This window comes from Domibacillus sp. F004 (genome assembly GCF_057814295.1).
Genome location: NZ_JBVATB010000001.1, coordinates 433718 through 453817, shown reverse-complemented (window position 1 = coordinate 453817; position 20100 = coordinate 433718). Strand labels below are relative to the sequence as shown.

General features: G+C 42.3%; 24 protein-coding genes. 1 reads left to right on the top strand and 23 read right to left on the bottom strand.

What is annotated here, in order from left to right; translation table 11 throughout:
* Positions 1 to 3 precede the first annotated feature (3 nt).
* The 14 genes from ACZYRN_RS02460 to ACZYRN_RS02395 all read right to left on the bottom strand — a co-directional run bounded on the left by ACZYRN_RS02460 (position 4) and on the right by ACZYRN_RS02395 (position 12758).
* Positions 4 to 690, bottom strand: coding sequence for a DnaD domain-containing protein (locus ACZYRN_RS02460; RefSeq protein WP_488909906.1), 687 nt, complete (start codon positions 688 to 690; stop codon positions 4 to 6).
* A 102-nt stretch (positions 691 to 792) separates the two neighbouring features.
* Complete coding sequence (locus tag ACZYRN_RS02455) at positions 793 to 1986, bottom strand: pyridoxal phosphate-dependent aminotransferase (RefSeq protein WP_488909905.1); 1194 nt, start codon at positions 1984 to 1986, stop codon at positions 793 to 795.
* 17 nt (positions 1987 to 2003) lie between these two features.
* Positions 2004 to 2498: a cell wall elongation regulator TseB-like domain-containing protein gene (locus ACZYRN_RS02450; RefSeq protein ID WP_488909904.1), complete on the bottom strand. Its 495-nt coding sequence runs from the start codon at positions 2496 to 2498 to the stop codon at positions 2004 to 2006.
* A 6-nt stretch (positions 2499 to 2504) separates the two neighbouring features.
* Complete coding sequence (locus tag ACZYRN_RS02445) at positions 2505 to 2675, bottom strand: YpmA family protein (protein ID WP_018393762.1); 171 nt, start codon at positions 2673 to 2675, stop codon at positions 2505 to 2507.
* A gap of 50 nt (positions 2676 to 2725) precedes the next feature.
* Positions 2726 to 5530: an ATP-dependent DNA helicase DinG gene (dinG, locus tag ACZYRN_RS02440; RefSeq protein ID WP_488909903.1), complete on the bottom strand. Its 2805-nt coding sequence runs from the start codon at positions 5528 to 5530 to the stop codon at positions 2726 to 2728.
* 82 nt (positions 5531 to 5612) lie between these two features.
* Positions 5613 to 5996 (bottom strand): aspartate 1-decarboxylase, encoded by a 384-nt coding sequence (gene panD, locus ACZYRN_RS02435; protein ID WP_488909902.1) that lies wholly within the window; start codon positions 5994 to 5996, stop codon positions 5613 to 5615.
* Complete coding sequence (gene panC / locus ACZYRN_RS02430; RefSeq protein ID WP_488909901.1) at positions 5981 to 6853, bottom strand: pantoate--beta-alanine ligase; 873 nt, start codon at positions 6851 to 6853, stop codon at positions 5981 to 5983. The genes panD and panC overlap by 16 nt, the downstream gene beginning before the upstream one ends.
* The gene (panB, locus tag ACZYRN_RS02425) at positions 6850 to 7689 is read right to left on the bottom strand and encodes a 3-methyl-2-oxobutanoate hydroxymethyltransferase (RefSeq protein ID WP_488909900.1); all 840 of its coding nucleotides are present in this window, start codon (positions 7687 to 7689) and stop codon (positions 6850 to 6852) included. Before panB ends, panC begins: the two co-directional genes overlap by 4 nt.
* A gap of 243 nt (positions 7690 to 7932) precedes the next feature.
* Positions 7933 to 8907: a biotin--[acetyl-CoA-carboxylase] ligase gene (locus tag ACZYRN_RS02420; RefSeq protein WP_488909899.1), complete on the bottom strand. Its 975-nt coding sequence runs from the start codon at positions 8905 to 8907 to the stop codon at positions 7933 to 7935.
* Positions 8892 to 10085, bottom strand: a complete 1194-nt coding sequence (locus tag ACZYRN_RS02415) for a CCA tRNA nucleotidyltransferase (RefSeq protein WP_488909898.1) — start codon at positions 10083 to 10085, stop codon at positions 8892 to 8894. Before ACZYRN_RS02415 ends, ACZYRN_RS02420 begins: the two co-directional genes overlap by 16 nt.
* Entirely contained in the window at positions 10078 to 11220 is a 1143-nt protein-coding gene (bshA, locus tag ACZYRN_RS02410) for an N-acetyl-alpha-D-glucosaminyl L-malate synthase BshA (RefSeq protein ID WP_488909897.1), read from the bottom strand. The genes ACZYRN_RS02415 and bshA overlap by 8 nt, the downstream gene beginning before the upstream one ends.
* A gap of 1 nt (position 11221) precedes the next feature.
* The gene (gene mgsA, locus ACZYRN_RS02405) at positions 11222 to 11614 is read right to left on the bottom strand and encodes a methylglyoxal synthase (RefSeq protein ID WP_488909896.1); all 393 of its coding nucleotides are present in this window, start codon (positions 11612 to 11614) and stop codon (positions 11222 to 11224) included.
* Positions 11615 to 11628: 14 nt separating this feature from the next.
* On the bottom strand, positions 11629 to 12426 hold the full coding sequence (dapB, locus tag ACZYRN_RS02400; RefSeq protein WP_488909895.1) for a 4-hydroxy-tetrahydrodipicolinate reductase: 798 nt from the start codon (positions 12424 to 12426) through the stop codon (positions 11629 to 11631).
* Positions 12423 to 12758, bottom strand: coding sequence for a nucleotide pyrophosphohydrolase (locus ACZYRN_RS02395; protein WP_488909894.1), 336 nt, complete (start codon positions 12756 to 12758; stop codon positions 12423 to 12425). Before ACZYRN_RS02395 ends, dapB begins: the two co-directional genes overlap by 4 nt.
* A 95-nt stretch (positions 12759 to 12853) precedes the next feature.
* Here ACZYRN_RS02395 and ACZYRN_RS02390 point away from each other — a divergent pair, with 95 nt between their 5' ends.
* A complete protein-coding gene (locus ACZYRN_RS02390; protein WP_488909893.1) occupies positions 12854 to 13723 on the top strand; it encodes a YitT family protein in 870 nt (289 codons plus the stop codon).
* Between the two features lie 38 nt (positions 13724 to 13761).
* Here ACZYRN_RS02390 and ACZYRN_RS02385 read toward each other — a convergent pair whose 3' ends face one another.
* The 9 genes from ACZYRN_RS02385 to ACZYRN_RS02345 all read right to left on the bottom strand — a co-directional run bounded on the left by ACZYRN_RS02385 (position 13762) and on the right by ACZYRN_RS02345 (position 20025).
* Positions 13762 to 14439 (bottom strand): zinc metallopeptidase, encoded by a 678-nt coding sequence (locus ACZYRN_RS02385; protein ID WP_488909892.1) that lies wholly within the window; start codon positions 14437 to 14439, stop codon positions 13762 to 13764.
* A gap of 72 nt (positions 14440 to 14511) precedes the next feature.
* Positions 14512 to 14718 (bottom strand): sporulation protein YpjB, encoded by a 207-nt coding sequence (locus tag ACZYRN_RS02380; protein WP_488909891.1) that lies wholly within the window; start codon positions 14716 to 14718, stop codon positions 14512 to 14514.
* Positions 14719 to 14780: 62 nt separating this feature from the next.
* On the bottom strand, positions 14781 to 15359 hold the full coding sequence (gene lhaT / locus ACZYRN_RS02375) for a lipoprotein heptaprenylglyceryl N-acetyltransferase LhaT (protein WP_488909890.1): 579 nt from the start codon (positions 15357 to 15359) through the stop codon (positions 14781 to 14783).
* Between the two features lie 60 nt (positions 15360 to 15419).
* Positions 15420 to 16187 carry a c-type cytochrome gene (locus ACZYRN_RS02370; protein ID WP_488909889.1) on the bottom strand — a complete coding sequence of 256 codons (768 nt, stop codon included), beginning with the start codon at positions 16185 to 16187 and terminating at the stop codon, positions 15420 to 15422.
* 45 nt (positions 16188 to 16232) lie between these two features.
* On the bottom strand, positions 16233 to 16907 hold the full coding sequence (gene qcrB / locus ACZYRN_RS02365; protein ID WP_488909888.1) for a menaquinol-cytochrome c reductase cytochrome b subunit: 675 nt from the start codon (positions 16905 to 16907) through the stop codon (positions 16233 to 16235).
* 14 nt (positions 16908 to 16921) lie between these two features.
* Entirely contained in the window at positions 16922 to 17425 is a 504-nt protein-coding gene (locus ACZYRN_RS02360) for a Rieske (2Fe-2S) protein (protein WP_488909887.1), read from the bottom strand.
* A 153-nt stretch (positions 17426 to 17578) separates the two neighbouring features.
* Complete coding sequence (locus ACZYRN_RS02355; protein WP_488909886.1) at positions 17579 to 18040, bottom strand: YpiF family protein; 462 nt, start codon at positions 18038 to 18040, stop codon at positions 17579 to 17581.
* Between the two features lie 133 nt (positions 18041 to 18173).
* Positions 18174 to 18737 (bottom strand): ReoY family proteolytic degradation factor, encoded by a 564-nt coding sequence (locus tag ACZYRN_RS02350; protein WP_488909885.1) that lies wholly within the window; start codon positions 18735 to 18737, stop codon positions 18174 to 18176.
* A gap of 19 nt (positions 18738 to 18756) precedes the next feature.
* Complete coding sequence (locus tag ACZYRN_RS02345; RefSeq protein ID WP_488909884.1) at positions 18757 to 20025, bottom strand: tetratricopeptide repeat protein; 1269 nt, start codon at positions 20023 to 20025, stop codon at positions 18757 to 18759.
* Positions 20026 to 20100 lie beyond the last annotated feature (75 nt).

The window sequence follows — 20100 nt, the reverse complement described above, 5'->3', positions numbered from 1 at the left end:
TCCTTACTGCTCAAGCCAATTGTAAAATGGAACGGCATTTTCAGAACGTCTTACCTGCTCTGTTCCAGTTGGCTTACGAAATTTCCGTCCTTGCTCTCGCGCTTGATCTACTGTTTTAATGCCTTGCTTTTTCCACTCAAATAAAATGCGGTCCATATAGCGGAAATTCAGCTTCATTGACATCACTGCTTCACGAAGAGCCGCTTTAATGACGGACGGATCATGTTGATCCTGATCAATCCAAAGTGCCAGCGTTTCACATTCAATCGCTGAAAGGGGCCGGCCAAATTCTTCTTCAAATAAGCTATATAAATCTTTCTCTTCTGTCATCGCTTGTTGTAATGATTGGCCGCGTGCATCCGATTCAAAAAGGGCAGCAATCTTGTACCAAAGCGGTTTTAACGAATAAAATTCATATCCAGTCTGATCCCCTTGTTCAATGGCCACCACTTGCTTCTGTATCATTTTTTTTACACAAGCAGCACAATCAGAAGACGAAATCGTCATCCGTTCCGCAAGGTCTTCAAAGCTTGGAAATAATATGCCTCTTTGAGTAAACGAATAAATGTGCAACAGCACCATCATCTCTTTTTCATCGATTTGCAGCCGTTTATAGTTTTGGAGAAGAACGTTCGGTATACTTGTCATCCCATTTTCCATCCAGCTCATTACGATCTCTTTTTCTTTCATTTTCTATTCCACCTCAAAACTTTTTCACTGGCATTGTTTCATATTATACTAGCAGATACATAAAAAGAAAAGCCGCCCTTGTGGACAGCTTTACTAGTAAGATTAGCCTTTTTTATTATTATTAACATAATCGGCAATGCGTTGTGTTGCTTTTTCAAGCAATTCAAGTGATGTTGCATAGGATAGACGAATGTTTTCAGGCGTTCCGAATCCGCTTCCTGGTACGACCGCTACATTTGCTTCTTCAAGAAGAGCCGTAACAAAGTCATCTACACTTTCATGGCCCGTCAATGTAGCTGCTTCTGCTACATTCGGATACAAGTAAAATGCACCCTGTGGTTTCAAGCATGTAACACCTGGAATAGCTATTAATTTTTCATGAATAATGTTTAAACGCTCTTCAAATGCTTTTTTCATCTCTTCAACCGGCGCTTGCGTATCTGTGTAAGCCGCAATGGCACCATATTGGGATGTTGTTGTCGGATTTGATGTAGAATGGCTTGCAAGGTCCGTCATCGCTTTAATGACCTTTGCATTACCCGCTGCATACCCAATACGCCATCCTGTCATAGAATGCGATTTTGACACACCATTAATAATAATCGTCTGCTCTTTTAACTCCGGAGACAATTCTGCAATTGAAATGTGTTTGTTGCCGCCATATACTAATTTTTCATAAATTTCATCAGATACGATCCAAATATTTTTACGCAGTGCAACTTCACCAAGAGCTTTTAATTCATCCGCTGTGTAAAGCATGCCTGTTGGATTTGATGGCGAGTTAATGATCACTGCTTTCGTTTTATCTGTAATCGCTGCTTCTAATTGTTCAGGCGTCACTTTGAAATCATTTGATTCTTTGCCGTCTACGTACACTGGCACACCATCTGCGAGCTTTACTTGTTCTGGATAGCTAACCCAGTATGGTGTTGGAATAATGACTTCATCGCCTTCATTTAAAATAACCTGGAACAGGTTGTAAAGCGCGTGTTTTGCACCTGTTGTCACAATGATTTCATTTGGTTTATATGTAATGCCTTGATCTTCTTTAAATTTGCTAATGATCGCATCTTTCAGTTCTGCAAGGCCGCCCGCCGGTGTATATTTTGTTTGTCCATCTTTCAATGAAGCATAGGCTGCTTCAATAATATGATCTGGCGTATTAAAATCCGGTTCGCCCGCACCAAGACCGATGATATCGATTCCTTGCGCTTTCATTTCTTTCGCTTTCGCTGTAATGGCAAGTGTCGCTGATGGGGTGAGTGCTTTAACACGTTCTGCTAATTGTACATCCATTTAAATTCTCCATTCTATTATATATTTTCGATTTTTTTCCACCATTTTCCATTCGCAAACGATAAATAGTAGTAATTCAAATTGCCTTTTTCATTTTCAAATGTAAATAACCAGATAGGGGTTTCTTTCTCCATGCCAAGTGTAAGCGAAAGAATCTTCACATTGCCCGCTTCCTTCTTGAAGAGAGCACGCGCTTCTTTTTCCGTTACACCTGTATCAAGTGATTTAATAATCGGTTCTGACTTGCTATCTCGCGCTAGCCACACTGCGACTTTTTTGCCGTTTTCATCTTTCCCTGTCGCCGTATAAAAAACATTTTTGCTATTATATAGATACACCTTTTCCACTTCTGTAAGAGCGGCTTTTTCTTTTATTGCCTGTACAGCGGTCGCTTTTTCTTTTTTATACGGTTTTTGTGCATTATTATACATGATTCCAATTGTTAGCGCAAGAGCAAGCATAATAAAACCGATTATTAACACCCATTTTTTAAAATTCGTTCGTTTATCCATCGCTTCTTACGTTCTATAAATGGTGAAAACCGCTTTCGTTTCGTCTTCTGCATCAAGCGCTAGACCAAACATTAAATTTTCACGCTTCAGTGTTCTATTTAACGTGTCGACAAGCTTATATAAATCACCGCTATTTTCAACGGTTACGGTCGACAGTACATCAATTTTCGACTCCATTATAACCCCTCCTGTTGGCATTATAGCAGGAATATCCACTCTTCATGCAACTATTTTTCATTTGGAAGCCACTTTTCAATGAGCTCTATTGTACCGTAGATATCTTCCTCCAAAGCCGGGATATCCGAAAGCGACTCTAAAAAAGATTTTCCATATCTGCTTGATATGATACGCCGGTCAAAGATGACCGCAACCCCGCGATCAGACTGCGTGCGAATCAACCGTCCGAATCCTTGCCGAAAGCGGATAATCGCCTGTGGAAGTGAATATGCGGAAAATGGATTTTTCCCTTCCTCTTTTAATTGCTTGCTTTTAGCCGCTACAAATGGATCATCCGGCGGTGCAAAAGGGAGTCTAACGATAAACAAAACAGATAGATCTTCACCTGGAATATCGATCCCTTCCCAAAAAGCGCCGGTTCCAAGCAAAATGGCTTTATCATACTGACGAAAATTTTTCGTCAAGCGCGTGACACTTCCGTTTGTAATGCCCTGTGCAATAACCGCGTAGTCTGCCAGCAAGTCTGTTTCTCGTATATAATCATGCGTTTTTTTCAAAATATCAAATGACGTAAACAAGACGAGCATTCGTCCACCTGCTGCTTCTGCTGCCGCGATAATATAATTGGCCACTGCAGCCGCATAGGCTGCATTGTCTACCTCTTTTACTTCCGGGACATCATTTGGAATCACGATGCGGCATTGATCGGCATAATTAAAAGGCGATTTGAACACATATTTATCATAAGAAAATGCAGACAAACCTATTTGATGTGCAAAAAATTGAAATGAATTTTCAACAGTCAACGTTGCTGATGTAAACACGACATGTTTACGTTCAAGCAAATAATGGTTAATAAGCGCTCCTGCGTAAACAGGCTGTGTGCGTATGGTCAATGTATTTAATAATGATCGTACGTCACCTTCCATCCAGACAACTTCACGATCATCCGGCCGGAATATAAGTTCAAATAAACATTCATTCCATTGGCGGCATCGCTCCCGCAGTGCCGCTGCATCATCGACAAACAACTCATCACGTGCAGGCAGCTGTCCGCGAATTTGTTCAATAGGGGCTATTCTTTTCGTTAATTCTTCAATGAACAACGAAAGATCTTTATATACACGTTCTGCTCCCCATTCGATTTGCTGCCATTCGGCCGTTTGACGTTTCTCTTCATCAATTGCCAGCTGTCTTTTGGATTGTGCCATCCATTTCGTCTTTTGTCCAAAGAAAGCCCCTATCAAGGCAAACCACTCTTCCGCTTCCGTTACAACAGATGACATCCGCTTCATCAATTCAATCGAAGAAGGCGCCGATAGATGCTTTTTCTCTATTCGTTCTACTTGATAAAGCAACCGCTTCTCATCGGACATGCCTATTTTTCCAAGTAAAAATTTTAATTGCGAAAGTGAGAGCTCTTTTCCAAGTCGTTCACGTGCTGCTTTTTCAAACTGATGTGCTTCATCGATAATCACGTGCCCATTGTCCGGTAAAAGCGGGCGCTCTGCTTTCATATCAGCAATTAAAAACGAATGATTTGTGACAATAATATCGGCATTTGCCGCCACCTCTTTTGCATATATAAAAAAGTCATGTGCACGCCATGCCTGTTTCGCTTTATTCATATAATCATCCGCCTGGCACACTTCTTCCCAAAGAAGAAGTCCGCCTGAAGACAAATTCAATTCATCGCCGTCTCCTGTCATCGTTTCAAGCAGCCAGACGAGAATTTGCATTTTTGCGATCGTCCGGTCGTAATTCGTCTCACGTTCTTTTAACACGCGCACAAAGCGCGATAAGTCCAGATAATGACGTTTTCCTTTTAATACGGCTGTACTCACATCAAATGGAAGCATCCTCTGGACTTTCTTTAGCTCGTGCTCAAGAAGCTGATGCTGCAATAAAACTGTATACGTTGAAATGATGACCGGCTTGCCCGATTGCCTGCTTTTATACACGCTCGGCAAAAGGTAAGCGAGTGACTTCCCTGTTCCAGTGCCTGCTTCAATGACTGTATGAATGCCGCTTTCAAGCGACTTTTGTACCGCTGCCATCATCTCCATCTGACCGGGACGGCGCTTCATACCAGGCGCTCCTGCTAACAAGGTCCACTTTGCCTCCATTTCTTCCGGAAATGCAATCGACTTATTCGCTTCCCGCTTCACGGGCCGTTCTTTTTTCCGGAGAGCAAGGCCCCTGTATACTGTCCATTCTGAAGGCAGCGTTTCAATACGCTTTTTTTTCTGCATGGCAATACGCGTAAGCAGGACGTGAATATCACTTTTCAGCCCGACTGCCAGTTTTGCAAGCTGTTCAATCGTGACAAGCGGCAATTGCTCCAGCCGCTCCATTAACTGCAAAAAAAGCTGTGCTGTCGCGTACGCATCGCTGTCAGCACGATGCGGCTGCCCGTGATTCAGCTGAAACTGTTCAGATAAATCACTAAGCTTATAGCTGTCGGATGTCGGCAGAACGATTTTTGAAAGTTCCACCGTATCGATTACAAGCCCTTCAAATGAAGGATAACCGGCGGCAGCAAACTCATTATTCAAAAATGTTAAATCAAATGTGACATTATGTGCGACAAAAACAGACCTATTGATCCACTCATTAAAAAGACTCGCTTTGGCTGAAAATGGTGATGCATCTTTTACTGTCTGCTCATCGATCCCTGTTAATTCTTGAATAAACGGGGGAATCGGTGCTTCTGGGTTTAAATATGTATCATATTGTTCTGTTATTATTCCTTTTTCAATGGCAACAAATGCCGCCTGCATAATACGGCCTCCACTTGCATAAGAATGACCGGTCGTTTCAAAATCAGCCACCACAAATCGTAAATCATTGATCACGGCAAACACACCTTTTAGTAAATTCCTCTTCAGTTTACCATAAAAAAAGACCACTGCACGCGCAGCGGTCTAAAATAAAAGGTTACATAATGGTTGCGGCTGGCTCTTGATGCAGCATATTCGCAATCTGATTTTTTTCATTCATAATCAGCACGTTTGGTTTATGATCCTTCACTTTTTCCTCTGCAACCATTACATACGAAATAATAATGACCGTATCCCCTGGCTGCACAAGGCGCGCTGCTGCTCCATTTAAACAAATTACGCCACTTCCGCGCTCACCTGGAATAATATATGTTTCGAGACGTGCACCATTATTGTTATTCACGATTTGCACTTTTTCATTTGCCATCATACCGGCTGCATCCAGTAAATCTTCATCAATCGTAATGCTGCCGACATAGTTTAAATTTGCTTCTGTCACCGTCGCACGGTGAATTTTACCGTTCATCATTGTTCGAAACATGACGTTCTTCCTTTCACAGTTAAGATGGCATTATCAATTAACCGGGCTTTTTTATATTGAACAGCTGTCGCTATAATAATTGTGCCCTCTGTTTCACGTATCGGTTCAAGCTCCGGGTACGAAAGAATTTCTACATATTCTACTTCCGCGCCTGAATGACCATGTAAATAGGCCGTTGCTTGTTCTTTTAAACGGTTCACATGTATTTCACCGGCTTCAATTGCCTCTCTCACATGAGACAGAGCTTTGTAAATAGCGGGCGCTTTTTCACGTTCTTCCGGCAGCAAATATACATTACGTGAGCTTTTGGCAAGTCCATCGTCTTCTCGGACTGTCTCAACTCCAACAATGGTAACAGGTACATTCAAGGTATCGACTAAACCATAAATAACCGCAAGCTGCTGTGCATCTTTTTTGCCAAAGTATGCCTTGTCTGGCTCTGTCAAATGAAACAGCTTTAAAACAACGGTGGCCACGCCATCAAAATGCCCTTCTCGTTTTAATCCGCATAATGCATTCGTCCGTTTTTTCACAGTAAGCACGACAGCCGGTTCATCTGGATACATGTCATTCACAGACGGCATAAATAAGTAATCAACACCAGCCTTTTCCGCAAGGACCGTATCTCGTTTTGGATCACGCGGATACCGCTCATAATCTTCATTTGGACCAAATTGAAGCGGATTGACGAAAATAGACATGATGACAACATCATTTTCCTTTCGTGCCTGTTTCGCCAATGTGATATGGCCTTCATGCAAAAATCCCATTGTTGGAACAAAGCCGATCGTCTTTCCCTTCTTTTTTTCCATATGGACGATGTCTTTTATTTGTGCCACTGCCGAGATTACCTTCATGATTTCATACCTCCGTACAGCTGATCAAGTTCCTCTTCATTCATCGTAAACTCATGTTCAGCAGCCGGGAAAATGCCGGATTTTACATCTGACACGTACGACTGAATAGCCTGTACACCTTGATTGTCAAAATCCGCATAGCTTTTCACGAACTTTGCTGTGCGATCCACACCGTAGCGCATTAAATCGTGATAAACAAGAACCTGACCATCTGTTTTGGCGCCTGCACCGATGCCAATAACAGGTATCCGCAATGCTTTTGAGACTGATTCAGCCACTTGATGCGGTACACATTCAAGCACCAGCATAAATGCACCTGCCTGTTCCATCGCTTTCGCATCAGTAAGAAGACGACGGGCGGCTTCAGCTGTTTTTCCTTGTACTTTATAACCACCCATTACCCCGACAGACTGAGGTGTTAAGCCTAGATGGGGACAAACCGGTACTCCTGCGGCCGTTAACTCACGGACGCGGTCGACAATATCACCGGCTCCTTCTACTTTTACTGCATCTGCTCCTGCTTCTTGAATCAGTTTTCCTGCCGCTTTCATCGTTTCTTCTCTATTTACATGATACGTCATAAATGGCATATCCGTAATAATAAATGTATTAGATGCACCACGCTTTACTGCTTTCGTATGATGAATCATATCATCAAGCGTCACTGACACGGTTGACTTATAGCCAAGAACGGTCATCCCTAATGAATCACCGACAAGAACAACATCTGCTCCACCTGATTGTGCATGTTTTGCTGATGGAAAATCATATGCGGTGACCATCGCAATGTTTTCGTTGTTTGCTTTCATTTGAATAAAATCCACTGTTTTTTTCATCCGTTCGTCCTCCTTTTAAATAAGAGGAGACGAAACAATATAAAAAGGGTCCTCACCAAAAAGCAGAAGGACCCCGTTCCATACGGTTTGAATGTTTCGACCCTCTGTCCCTGTCCACATGGATCAAGGCAGTATATGTCTTAGTAATATGCTATTTTCACTTATTTAACCGGTGCAGCTCACTTTGATACCGCCTGATTTAAGACCATTATAACAGGGTATGTACTCTTTGACCATGATAATTTACTCTTCCATTTCAATATCAGCCGAATAAATATCATGAATGACTCCATTTTTATCCTCCAATTTCAAAACGCCTTCCTCCGTAATACCAAGCGCTTTCCCACGGATTGTCCCCGTGACGGTACGTGCAATAATGGAGCGTCCGATTGAAATGGCATACGTCTCCCACTTCTCTTTAATAAGACTAAATCCATTCGTCATATATTCATCGTAATAGGTTTCCAAATTTTTCATGATTGCTTGAACAATTTGTGCCCGAGAGACCGTTTCTCCTTTTTCAATGGCAATCGAGGTGGCAATATCAGCCAGTTCTTTCGGAAATTCACGCTGATTTACATTTACACCAATGCCGATAATAATGGAGCGGATATGGTCAGAGTCCGCCTGCAGTTCGGTTAAAATACCTGTCACCTTTTTCCCATTTAATAACAGATCATTCGGCCATTTAATGGTTGGCGTGATACCTGTTGCTTCACGAATGGCTTCTGTAACAGCGACTGCCGTAATAAGCGTAAACTGTGGTGCTTTAAAGGGAGGCAGTTCCGGTTTTAAAATTAGGCTCATCCAAATGCCTGTATATTTAGGTGACTGCCATGGACGTGCCATTCGTCCACGTCCCGCTGTTTGCTCTTCTGCAATGATGAGGGTGCCTTCTTCTGCTTCCTCTGCAATTTGGTGTGCTTCTTTTTGCGTTGATTCTACGCTTTCTTTAAAAACAATCCGCTTGCCCAAACGGTTCGTTTCAAGCCCGATCAGCAATTCATTTTCACTTACTTTATCTGGCTTAGACGTAATACGATACCCTTTTTTCCGCACCACTTCGAGTTCGAATCCTTCCTGGCGGAGTGATTCAATATGTTTCCACACAGCTGTGCGTGAACAACCGATCATATCAGCAAGTGCTTGTCCGGATACGAATTTACCGTCCGCTTTTGAAAAAGCTTCAAGCAACGTATGCTTTACAGAAGATTGCACGACCGCAACCACTCCTTTATCTGTTCTTTCTTGTTTTCGATTTTACGATTCACAACTGCTTTTTCAGAGGATATGAGACATTCTTTAATCCAAATGCCACGTTGTTTTCCGCTCCATTCCATTAAATCAGAACCTGTGACATCCAGTGCATTTCTCTCTTTGATCGGCAGGGCGTGCCAGCGGGAAATGACATAGGGAGACTTTGATTCACTTCTGTCAAGCACTGCCTCTACTTCAGCACAGTCAATGGCTGTTTCAAGCTGTGCCTCGTACAACAGAATATCATCCCATCCTTCTGCACGGACTTTTCTTAATATACGTACACCTTTTTCAATTCGTTTAATCCGTTTTGCTGACATACGCCAGCTACGCAAAAACTCGTTTATATATTTATCTGTTATTTCATAAGCAATCAGCAGCCACATTTGATCTGTATCCAAGGACTTTAATGGGCTTTTGGCTATTTGTTCAAGTACTTTTTTTTGACTAGAAAGACCCGGCAGAAATAGAAAAAGGCCTGTCTCGATGAGGACAGATAATCCTTTTTCTTTCGCTATGCCTGTGAATAGCTTATCCATTTCATTTAATTTTCGTTCGACGGCAATATGCGACAAAAGCGGCGCATATTCTTTTATTGCCCGCCTCGTGTCCGAATCAAGTTCGAATGAAAGCTGACTGACAAATCGGGCGGCTCGCATCATACGGAGTGCATCCTCTGAGAACCGTTCTGATGCCTTGCCGACAGTCCGAATCATTTGATTATTCAAGTCTTGCTGTCCATTAAATGGATCGATTAACTGCCCATCTAACGTCATCGCCATCGCATTCATTGTAAAATCACGGCGCTTTAAATCTTCCTGCAGCGACCGGACAAACTGGACCTCGTCCGGTCTTCTAAAATCACTGTACATGGATTCTGTACGGAATGTAGTTACTTCAAAACGTTGATCATTAAGCAAAATAAGAACAGTGCCGTGTTCAATCCCTACATCTACTGTATACGCGAAGACAGTTTTAACTTCCTCTGGTGTGGCGGAGGTTGCAATATCTACATCATGAACTGGTCTATTTAAGAAAAAATCCCGAACGGCACCACCCACAAAAGACGCTTCATAACCAGCCGCTTCAAGTGCCTTCAAGATGGGGACTGCTTCTTTAAAAGAGGGATGGTCAATCATGATCATTCTCCTTTAACAGACGATTATACACCCGTTCATATTGTTCTACAATGTCAGCTGAATGAAAACGTGTTTTTACCGTTTCAATAGCTTGATTTTTCATTTTTTCATACATCCATTGATCCATCAACAGTGTTATGGCTGCCTCACTGATCGCTTCAATGTCGCCTACTGGACAGACGAAACCGTTTATTCCATCTTCAATCACTTCCGGAATCCCGCCCACATCTGTTCCGATACACGGTACACCGCATGCCATCGCTTCAAGTGCAACGAGACCAAAGCTTTCTTTTTCAGACAAAAGCAGCTTCAAGTCACTAATTGCATACAGTTCTGCTACATTATCCTGTTTGCCAAGATAGAGGACACGTCCTTCCAGTCCAAGTGCTTCAACAAGCCGGCAGACGATTGTCATCTCAGGACCATCTCCGACAAGAAGAAGTTTCGCAGGCATACACTCCGCAATACGGGCGAATACATTGACAACATCTGTAACCCGCTTTACTGGCCGAAAGTTTGACACATGAATAATGACTTTTTCATCGTCTTCAATACCATACTCTTTTTTCAAATGATAAATGGATTCCATTGGACGGTAGACCCGCTCATCAATAAAGTTGTACACCGTTTCAATGCTTTTCTCTGGCGCAATCAGTTCCTTTGTTTGGCTTACAAGTGAATGAGATACAGCCGTAACGGCATCAGACTGTTCAATGCCAAATTTAATCGCTTGCGTGAGCGATGAATCTGATCCGAGTACCGTAATATCCGTTCCATGCAGGGTCGTCACAATTTTCACATTTGATTTTGCCATTTGTTTTCCTAAAATAGCACAAACCGCATGCGGCATAGCATAATGAACATGCAATATATCGAGTTTTTCCCTTTCAATAACGTCCGCCATTTTACTAGCAAGTGCAATATCATATGGTGGATATTGAAATACGGAGTATTGATTGACGTCTACTTGATGAAAGAATATATTATGGTACATCCGGTTTAGACGGAATGGAACAGCCGATGTAATGAAATGAATATTGTGTCCCTTTTCTGCAAGCAGCTTTCCAAGCTCGGTCGCCACAACGCCCGAGCCTCCGACCGTTGGATAGCATGTTACACCAATGTTGAGTCTCATCTTATTCGACCGCCGTTCCCTCACTCATCTCTGCTATAATGCCATTTACGATTGCCCGCGCTGTTCCAATGTTTGTCGCAAGTGGAACCGCATATACATCGCAAAGACGCAAGAGCGCTGTTACATCCGGTTCATGTGGCTGTGCTGTTAACGGATCACGAAAGAAAAATACAAAATCGATTTCACCGCGGGCAACGCGAGCACCAATTTCCTGATCGCCCCCGAGCGGTCCTGATTGAAAACGATGTACCGTAAGTCCCGTTGCCTCCATAATTTTAGTACCGGTCGTACCGGTCGCGACTAACGAATGCATACTAAATACATCTTTATAAAGCGACACAAACTCAATTAAAGCCTCTTTCTTTTTATCATGTGCAATAAGTGCAATGTTCATAAAAAACTCCTCCATTAATCAAGAATATTTTCAAGCCCGTATACAAGCGTTTTTGTTTTCATAACCGTTTCAACGCACACTTTTACCCCAGACATAAAGGATACCCGATTGTATGAATCGTGACGGATGGTGAGCGTCTCACCGTCTGCCCCAAATAATACTTGCTGATGAGCAATTAATCCAGGCAAACGTACACTATGAATGTGCATTCCGTTCATCTCAGCTCCACGTGCCCCTTGAATCGTTTCTTTTTCTTGCGGGTGGCCTTGCTTCTTTGGTTCACGCACGTCATTAATCATTTGTGCTGTTTTCACCGCTGTACCGGATGGAGCATCTAATTTTTTATCATGATGCAACTCAATGATTTCCACGTCACCAAAATATTTTGCAGCCAATTGTGAAAATTTCATCATTAGTACAGCACCAATAGCAAAATTCGGCGCGATAATACAGCCAAGCTCTTTTGATTCTGATAACTCTTTTAGCTCCTGAAGCTGTTCATCTGTAAATCCTGTTGTCCCGACAACGGGCCGGATCCCATGCTCTAGTGCTGCTTTCGTATGTATATAGCCAAATTCTGGCGTTGTCAGATCAATTAATACATCGGCTGCTTGATCTGAAAAACAATCACGCACATCTGTATAAATCGGTGCATCTGATCCTTTAAATCCAATATCAGATAACGTTTCACCGCCGTGTTTCCGATCAAGTGCTGCAACTAGTTCAAATTCTGGTGTGTTCAACACCATTTTCACTGCTTCTTCCCCCATGCGGCCTCGTGGACCCGCAATAATGACACGAATACTGCTCATTGTTGTTCCTCCTCTATTCTCGTCCAGCGATCTTTATCCCTCGTCTGAAATTTATTCATAACCCGGTCGTGTGCTGTCTGCAAGTCGATATCGAGCGAATTTGCTAGACATATCGCTACAAACAAAACATCGCCCAGTTCTTCTTCAATTGTCTTTTCTTCTTCTGTCGATTTTTTTGGCTTTTCCCCGTAATAATGGTTTACTTCACGAGCCAACTCACCCAACTCTTCTGTCAAACGTGCTATCATCGCGAGCGGACTGAAATAACCTTCTTTAAATTGGCCGATATAATCATCGACTTCTTTTTGCATACTTCGCATTGATTTTTCCATCTTATTCACCACTTTCTCTACCTATGTTACTAATTATAAACCCACGGTGCAATTTTTTTCTGCTTATCGTTATACTAAAAGAAAGGAGGGATTTTATGTTGTTTAGCATGCGTTTCAAAAATATCTTATTTATTTTACTGGGTTCGGCTATTTTTTCATTCGGACTCGTTCATTTTAACATGCAAAACAATCTAGCAGAAGGCGGATTCACAGGTATTACCCTTTTATTATACAGCTTTTTTCATATTAATCCGGCCTATTCTAACCTTTTGCTGAATATTCCGCTTTTTTTTATCGGATGGAAACTGCTTGGACGTGTCTCCTTTTATTACACACTCATCGGCACGGTCAGTGTCTCGCTTTTTTTGTGGATTTTTCAGCGCTGGCAGTTTCACATTCCTCTTCATGACGATTTATTTCTTGCTGCTTTATTTGCCGGTGTTTTTATCGGCGTTGGGCTTGGTATTACATTCCGCTATGGCGGCACGACCGGCGGCGTCGATATTATCGCAAGGCTTTTGCATAAATACCGGCAAATCAGCATGGGAAAAACAATGTTTATTTTTGATGCATGCGTCATCCTTGCTTCTCTTCTCACTTACATTGATTATCGGGAAGCGATGTATACGCTTGTCGCCGTATTCACTGGTGCACGTGTGATTGACTTTATGCAAGATGGGGCGTATGCAGCGCGCGGAGCCATGATTATTTCTAGCCAATATGAAGAGATTGCCACTGAAATAAACAAACGGATGGATCGGGGTGTAACCATTTTAAAAGGATATGGCTCCTATACAAAACAATCGCGCGATGTCCTTTACTGTGTCGTCGGGAAAAATGAAATTGTCCGATTAAAAAATGTAATCCATGCGGTTGATCCACATGCCTTTGTATCCGTTACAGTCGTTCATGACGTATTTGGCGAAGGGTTTACACTTGATGAAAACAAACAGCCGATCCAATAATAAAAGCACCGGAACCGTAAAGATTCTGGTGCTCTTGATTAATCCTCTTGCTGCATTCCTGTATACATTAAAATCAACCGGACAAGTTCAAGTACAGCCACTGCAGCAGCAGCAACGTATGTCATGGCAGCAGCATTCAACACTTTCCGTGCTTCCCGCTCTTCATCATTGCGGATAATCCCGGATGAAACAATGTGATTCATCGCACGATTTGATGCGTTAAATTCTACGGGCAATGTGATCAATTGGAACACTACACCCGCCGCCATTAACACAATGCCCAGCAACAGCATATTTGTCATTGTGGAAAAGATACCGATCATAATAAACACCCACGATAAATTTGAACTAATATTTGCTACTGGCACAAGTGCATGGCGGAAACGAAGAAATGCATACGCTTCTTTATCTTGAATAGCATGGCCCACTTCATGCGCTGCGACAGCAGCACCAGCAATCGAATGACCGTGAAAGTTACTTGATGACAAATGAACCGTTTTCGTCATCGGATTATAATGATCACTTAAAAGTCCCCGTGTCTCCACTACATTCACTTGTTGCAATCCGTTGCTATCCAGAATGCGTCTTGCTGCTTGTGCGCCCGTAATGCCTGTGGAAACCGGTACTTGTGAATATTTTTTATACGTACTTTTCACCTTAATTTGTGCCCATATCGGTACAATAATGATGATCGCAAAGTATAGTAGAAAACTCATTTACTTCTGCCTACCTCCATGTGTAATGTCGTATTTTGTTACTATTATTGTACCGATCTATTCCCCTGTACGTCAATGTTTACGCTTCATTACTTCTTCTTTTTTCATTCCTTTATACTTTTTTCTTCCTGTATATACAAGTGCTGAAATGATCACACCGCCGGTCAGCGCCGTTACATGAATGAGATGTTCTTTTTCTTTTGGGTTCATCTCTTCAGCACCGCTTACCGGAACAAATACGAGAAGGAAACTCCATATAAAGACGATGATTTTATCCATCTCCATCCCCCCATCCACATGTCATAGTATATGCAGCGGTATGGAGAAAAGATGATGATTTATCACCAGATTATCCGACTTGATCTCACACACATATACCACGTAACAAAAATCGATACAATGCTTAGCCAGAATGTAAAGTAGCCAATCTCTTGGATGTACAAATGAAGCTGTGAATACGTAGGATATTGCATATATACATAATCAATGATTTCATTATGCAGAGTCCAGACAGCTGCAATCACCAGATGAATGACTTTCACCTTAAAGAAAGGTGCATATAATAATCCCTGTATCGCCATACCAAGATGAGAGGCGACGAGCATCCAGCCAAGCCACGACAGGTGCCCTGTCACAATTAATGTCAATAGATTCATTACAACGGCCCATATCCCGTATTTAAATAGTGTCATAACAGCGAGCGCCTGCATAAGCCCCCATCCTCGGCCAATCAGCAAGCCAAACAAGGCAATCGTAAAAAACAAACTCGCTGTCGGGCTATCCGGCACAAATGGCAGAAAGATCGTCGGTGTCTGCTCAAGCTGAGGCATATACCATATGTATCCGTAAATAGTTCCTCCTAAGTTGATCAAAAACAACATCCATATAAACGGGCGGTTTGATAAAAAGAAGTTCAGCATCGGCAAGCCTCCATAAAAAGAAAGGACCGCCGAACAATTCCGGCAGTCCTTTCTTTTTGATTATTTTGCTTCAAGTGTTGAAATAAATTCAGACAATTTAACGAGATCTTCCTCATTGCCTTTATACATTCCGGCAGGCATTCCACCTTTACCGTTTTTCGCAATGTCCGCAATTTCTTCAGGTGTTAATCCCGTGCCAACGAGCGACGGAGCTGCTGCCCCTCCGGATAATGTATCACCATGACAGTTAATACAACCGTTTTCTTGATAAATTTTGAATCCATCGGAATTTGTATCAATGGCCGCTTCTTCGACGATTTCTCCCATTGCTTCTTTTGCTTCCCAGTCAACAGCATCGACGGATTCCCAAGTAAGGTAAATCACCGCTGCAAGTGATAGCAGCATAAAGCCTGTCGCAAATGGACGCTGCGTCGGACGGCGTTTCGGTCCACGATCGATAAACGGAGCGAGCATCAAGCCTCCGAATGCAAGACCTGGAATAATAAAACCACCAATTACGTTGTATGGACCTGAAGCATATGTGTATTTAAGCAATTGATATAGAAACAAGAAATACCAGTCAGGCAATGGAAGATAGCCTGTATCTGTCGGATCTGCTACACGCTCAAGCGGTGATGGATGAGCGATGGTTAAGCACAGATAACCAATTAGGAATACGGCTCCGACCATCCATTCCTTCAAAAGGAAGTTTGGCCAGAAAGCTTCTGTTTTGCCCGGATATTCCGAATAATCTTTTGGAATATTTGGTTTGCGTTCTGCCGGTATACGTGAGTCGCCGACAAACTTCATCCCTTTTCCACGATGCATTGTGTCCCCTCCTTCTTTTCAAAAAAATAACTGTTAGCGTATTTTTTACAACGGTCCTGTAATACCTTGTTTGCGGATCATGATAAAGTGACCTGCCATTAAAGCAAGAAGAGCCGCTGGCAAGAAGAATACATGAATCGCAAAGAAACGAGTTAACGTTTGCGCACCGATAATATCAGGGTGTCCCGCAAGCAATACTTTCAGTTCATGACCGATCAGCGGTGTTGAAGCCGCAATCTCAATACCTACTTTTGTTGCAAATAGTGCTTTCATATCCCAAGGAAGCAAGTAACCTGTGAAACCAAGACCGAGCATGACGAAGAATATAAGCACGCCGACAACCCAGTTCAATTCACGTGGTTTTTTATACGCCCCTTGGAAGAATACACGCAGTGTATGTAAAAACATCATAACGATAACGAGACTCGCACCCCAGTGATGCATACCACGTACAATTACGCCAAAAGCAACTTCATTTTGTAAATAATAAACAGATTCCCATGCATTTTTAATGTCTGGCACATAGTACATTGTCAAAAACATACCCGACAAAATCTGGATGACAGTGACAAAAAATGTCAGACCGCCAAAACAGTATACAAATGCCGAAAAATGATGGGCCGGGTTTACGTGCTCAGGCACTTCGTGGTCAGCAATATCACGCCACATTGGCGTAATGTCGAGACGTTCGTCAACCCAGTCATAAATTTTATTAAGCATTTATTACGCCTCCTTTACACGTTGTTTGCCTGTGGTTTGCCAAGTTGCAGCAAGCCGTCTTTTTCAGCTGTTGGATAAACATCAAGCGGTTTAAGCGGTGGTGTTCCTGGAACGTTTTTCCCACTCTTTTCATACAAGCCATTATGGCATGGACAGAAAAACTTATCTTTATGATCGTTTCCTTCCCAGCTGACTGTGCAGCCAAGATGTTTACACACCGGTGATAATGCAACGATTTCGCCTTTTTTGTTTTTGTATACCCAGGCGGTATGCGTTACTTCAGATGTGTACCATGCATCGGTTTGCTCATAAGAAAAGTCGACGCGTACAGGCGTATCCTTTATTTCAGATACTTTTTGCTGTGTTGGATGGTAGTCGCCTGCTGCTTCTCCTTTCAGCACTGGATCTACAGCAAAACGCACCATTGGCATCAGCATGCCCGCTGCCATGAAACCGCCTACACCCGTTAGTGTGTAGTTTAGGAACTGACGTCTTGATACAGGTTGTTTTTTACTCATTCTTTTCCCCCCTCTATACAGTAAGCTTCGCCCACGACGGACCGTGTATGAGCATAAACATAAACTAGGACATCATTATGATAATCTATCCAGCGTAACAGGTCAATAACATCAGGAATGAAAACAGATACTAGGTTGTGACGATTTTTCGAATTATAATACACTTCCCTGCCATTTCTGCACAATAATATTGACAATTTGCTTCGCCTGATTTTCAATGAGTGAATATTTCACGCTGTCTTCCATATCACCAAGCGGTACCGATGGCACCCAAATAACAGCTGCACCCGTTTCCTCTTCCGATTCTCTCCATCTACTATCCGATGTGAAAAAGAAGACATGTTTAAATCCTGCCTTTTTTAGCCTTCCTGTCCACTCGGCAGCATCGCTTACTACTTCATCACGCTCCGGCAAATAGGCATGCGGCGGTGTGACGAGCAAACGCCCTTTAAATTGTTTTTCAAGAAATGTGACGAGCAGTTGAATAAATTCATACTGTTCCGCTGCCCCAATCATGCCCGGTCCAAAGTCAGCCGGCACAACAGGTACAATAGCCGTGTCAATATACTCTTTTTGCTGTACAAAAAGAGCTGTATCTTTTCCGTTCCAATTCATTTTTCCACCTCTTTTTTCATCCCGTTTTAACAGACAGCAAAATCCCTACTAAGGGTCGTTTTCCTTTATCATACACTCTCTTTTCTGCTGTTGCAAACATGAGTACGGGGCATAGCAAAAGAAAAACGCCTGTTTATTTATCAGACGTTTTGAGGTGTTTTGCTAGTTCATTTAATTGATCAGTCAACTGCATAAATTGTTCTTTGTCTCCACGGTCAAGCGCGGCATCAATTTTTTCATTAAGCCCCTCCCGCTGAAACTCATATACACTCCATTTCAAAAACTGTTCGGCCAGTTCTTTTTCTTTTTCTGTTAACCGCATCTGCTTTGGTATAAAAGGATTTTCTTCCCGAACAGCTGCGTATTGATGTGACTGAGGGGCACCGTTAAACTTCAATTCAATAAAAATGTCTTCTTCTTTATTTAAACGTATATCATGAAACGATTTTTCTGCATCGGTTGTCATAATATTGTCTTTAAAAAAACGAAACGGTGCGCTGTCTACACAGTGTGCCGACATAATCATGCCGCGCGGGCAATATTGAGCATCATCGACAAAGTGTACATTTTCCATCAGCTGGTCATGACTCATTAAATAATTTAAAATCCAGACAGACTCTCTTCTTTTCAACTGATAATGATTTAAAAACCAACGAATAAAATCTTTTTTCTCATGAGCAGAAACCGGGGCTGTCATTATTATCACTCCCAATCACTTAATATACATCCATTTTAAGACGATCGACTAAATCTATCCATTCATCATTTTGCGGCTCTTCTTTCAAAAGCATTTCGAATGCAGCAAGCGCGTCAGCACGACGACCGGATTCAAGTGAAAAGTATCCATATTCTGATAAAAACTCCGTATTTTCTTTTAATATAGGGAATAACTGTACATACAATTCGTCTGCTTCTTCATATTCTTCCAGCCGTTTGGCTGCACGCGCTGCATCCCATAAAAGAAGCGGTTCTGCACTGCCTGATTCACGAAACATTGAAACAATTTCAAGCACGCCTGTGTATTGTTCTTTTTTCATTAAAAGCGCATTTAGTGCAATTGCTGCTTCTGTATATTCCGGATCAAGTGCCAGTGATTCACGCAAGTATGATTCTCCTTCTTCTTCCAATCCTCTTTTTAATGCCAATTTGCCGGCGAGCAAATACAATTCTTTTTGATACACATCACGGGTAAGTCCCAATCTTGCCGCTTCAAGAGCTGAATCAATTTCTTCTTCCATTTCATATGCACGGGCAAGGTGCAAATAAATAGAATGATAATCCGGATCCAGTTCAGCTGCTTCTGTTAATTTAATCGCTGCCAGTTTATATTGTCCTGCTTGAAATGCAGTGAAGCCATACATGAAGAGCGTATCGACATCCACTTTTAAATCAAGGGCTTTTTTATAGAATGGCAGGCTTTCTTCAAACGCTCCGCCGGCACTGTATGCTTCGGCCAATCGTTTATAAATCAAAATGCCCGCAATCTCGGTTTCATTTGCTTCAGCAAGTATTTCGTATTGGCGCACCGCATCCAAAAACTTGCCTTCTTCTAAATATAATTCACCGAGTGCAAGATGTATAATTGGCTCATCCGGCTCTACACGCTGCGCTTTCAATAATTTTTGTTCGCTTACTTCATACAGCCCCTGCATTTGATAGATATCTGCCAGAACGAGCAGCGAGCGCGCATAAAACGGATCGGTATCATCAATTTCTTCTAGAATAACCATCGCTTCTTCTTCTCTGTCCATCTCCACCAATGTCTCGGCTAAAAGCAGCGACAACTCTCCTTCTCCTGGATACGACTCTAAGAGAACCATGAACAGCTTTCGTGCTTCATCTAAAAAACCTAGCTGGAGCAATTGCTCACCCAGCATGAATTGTTCTTCTGCATCACTTGAGGCAAGTACACTCTCATACAGTGAAGACGCCTTTTCCATGTCTCCCTGTTCAAGATGTGCAATCATTTTTTCTGCATTTATCATACATATCCGCCTCTTCTTTCATCAAACTTCTTTTCTTGATTCTTTATTTTAATCAAACATATTCAAATCATCAAC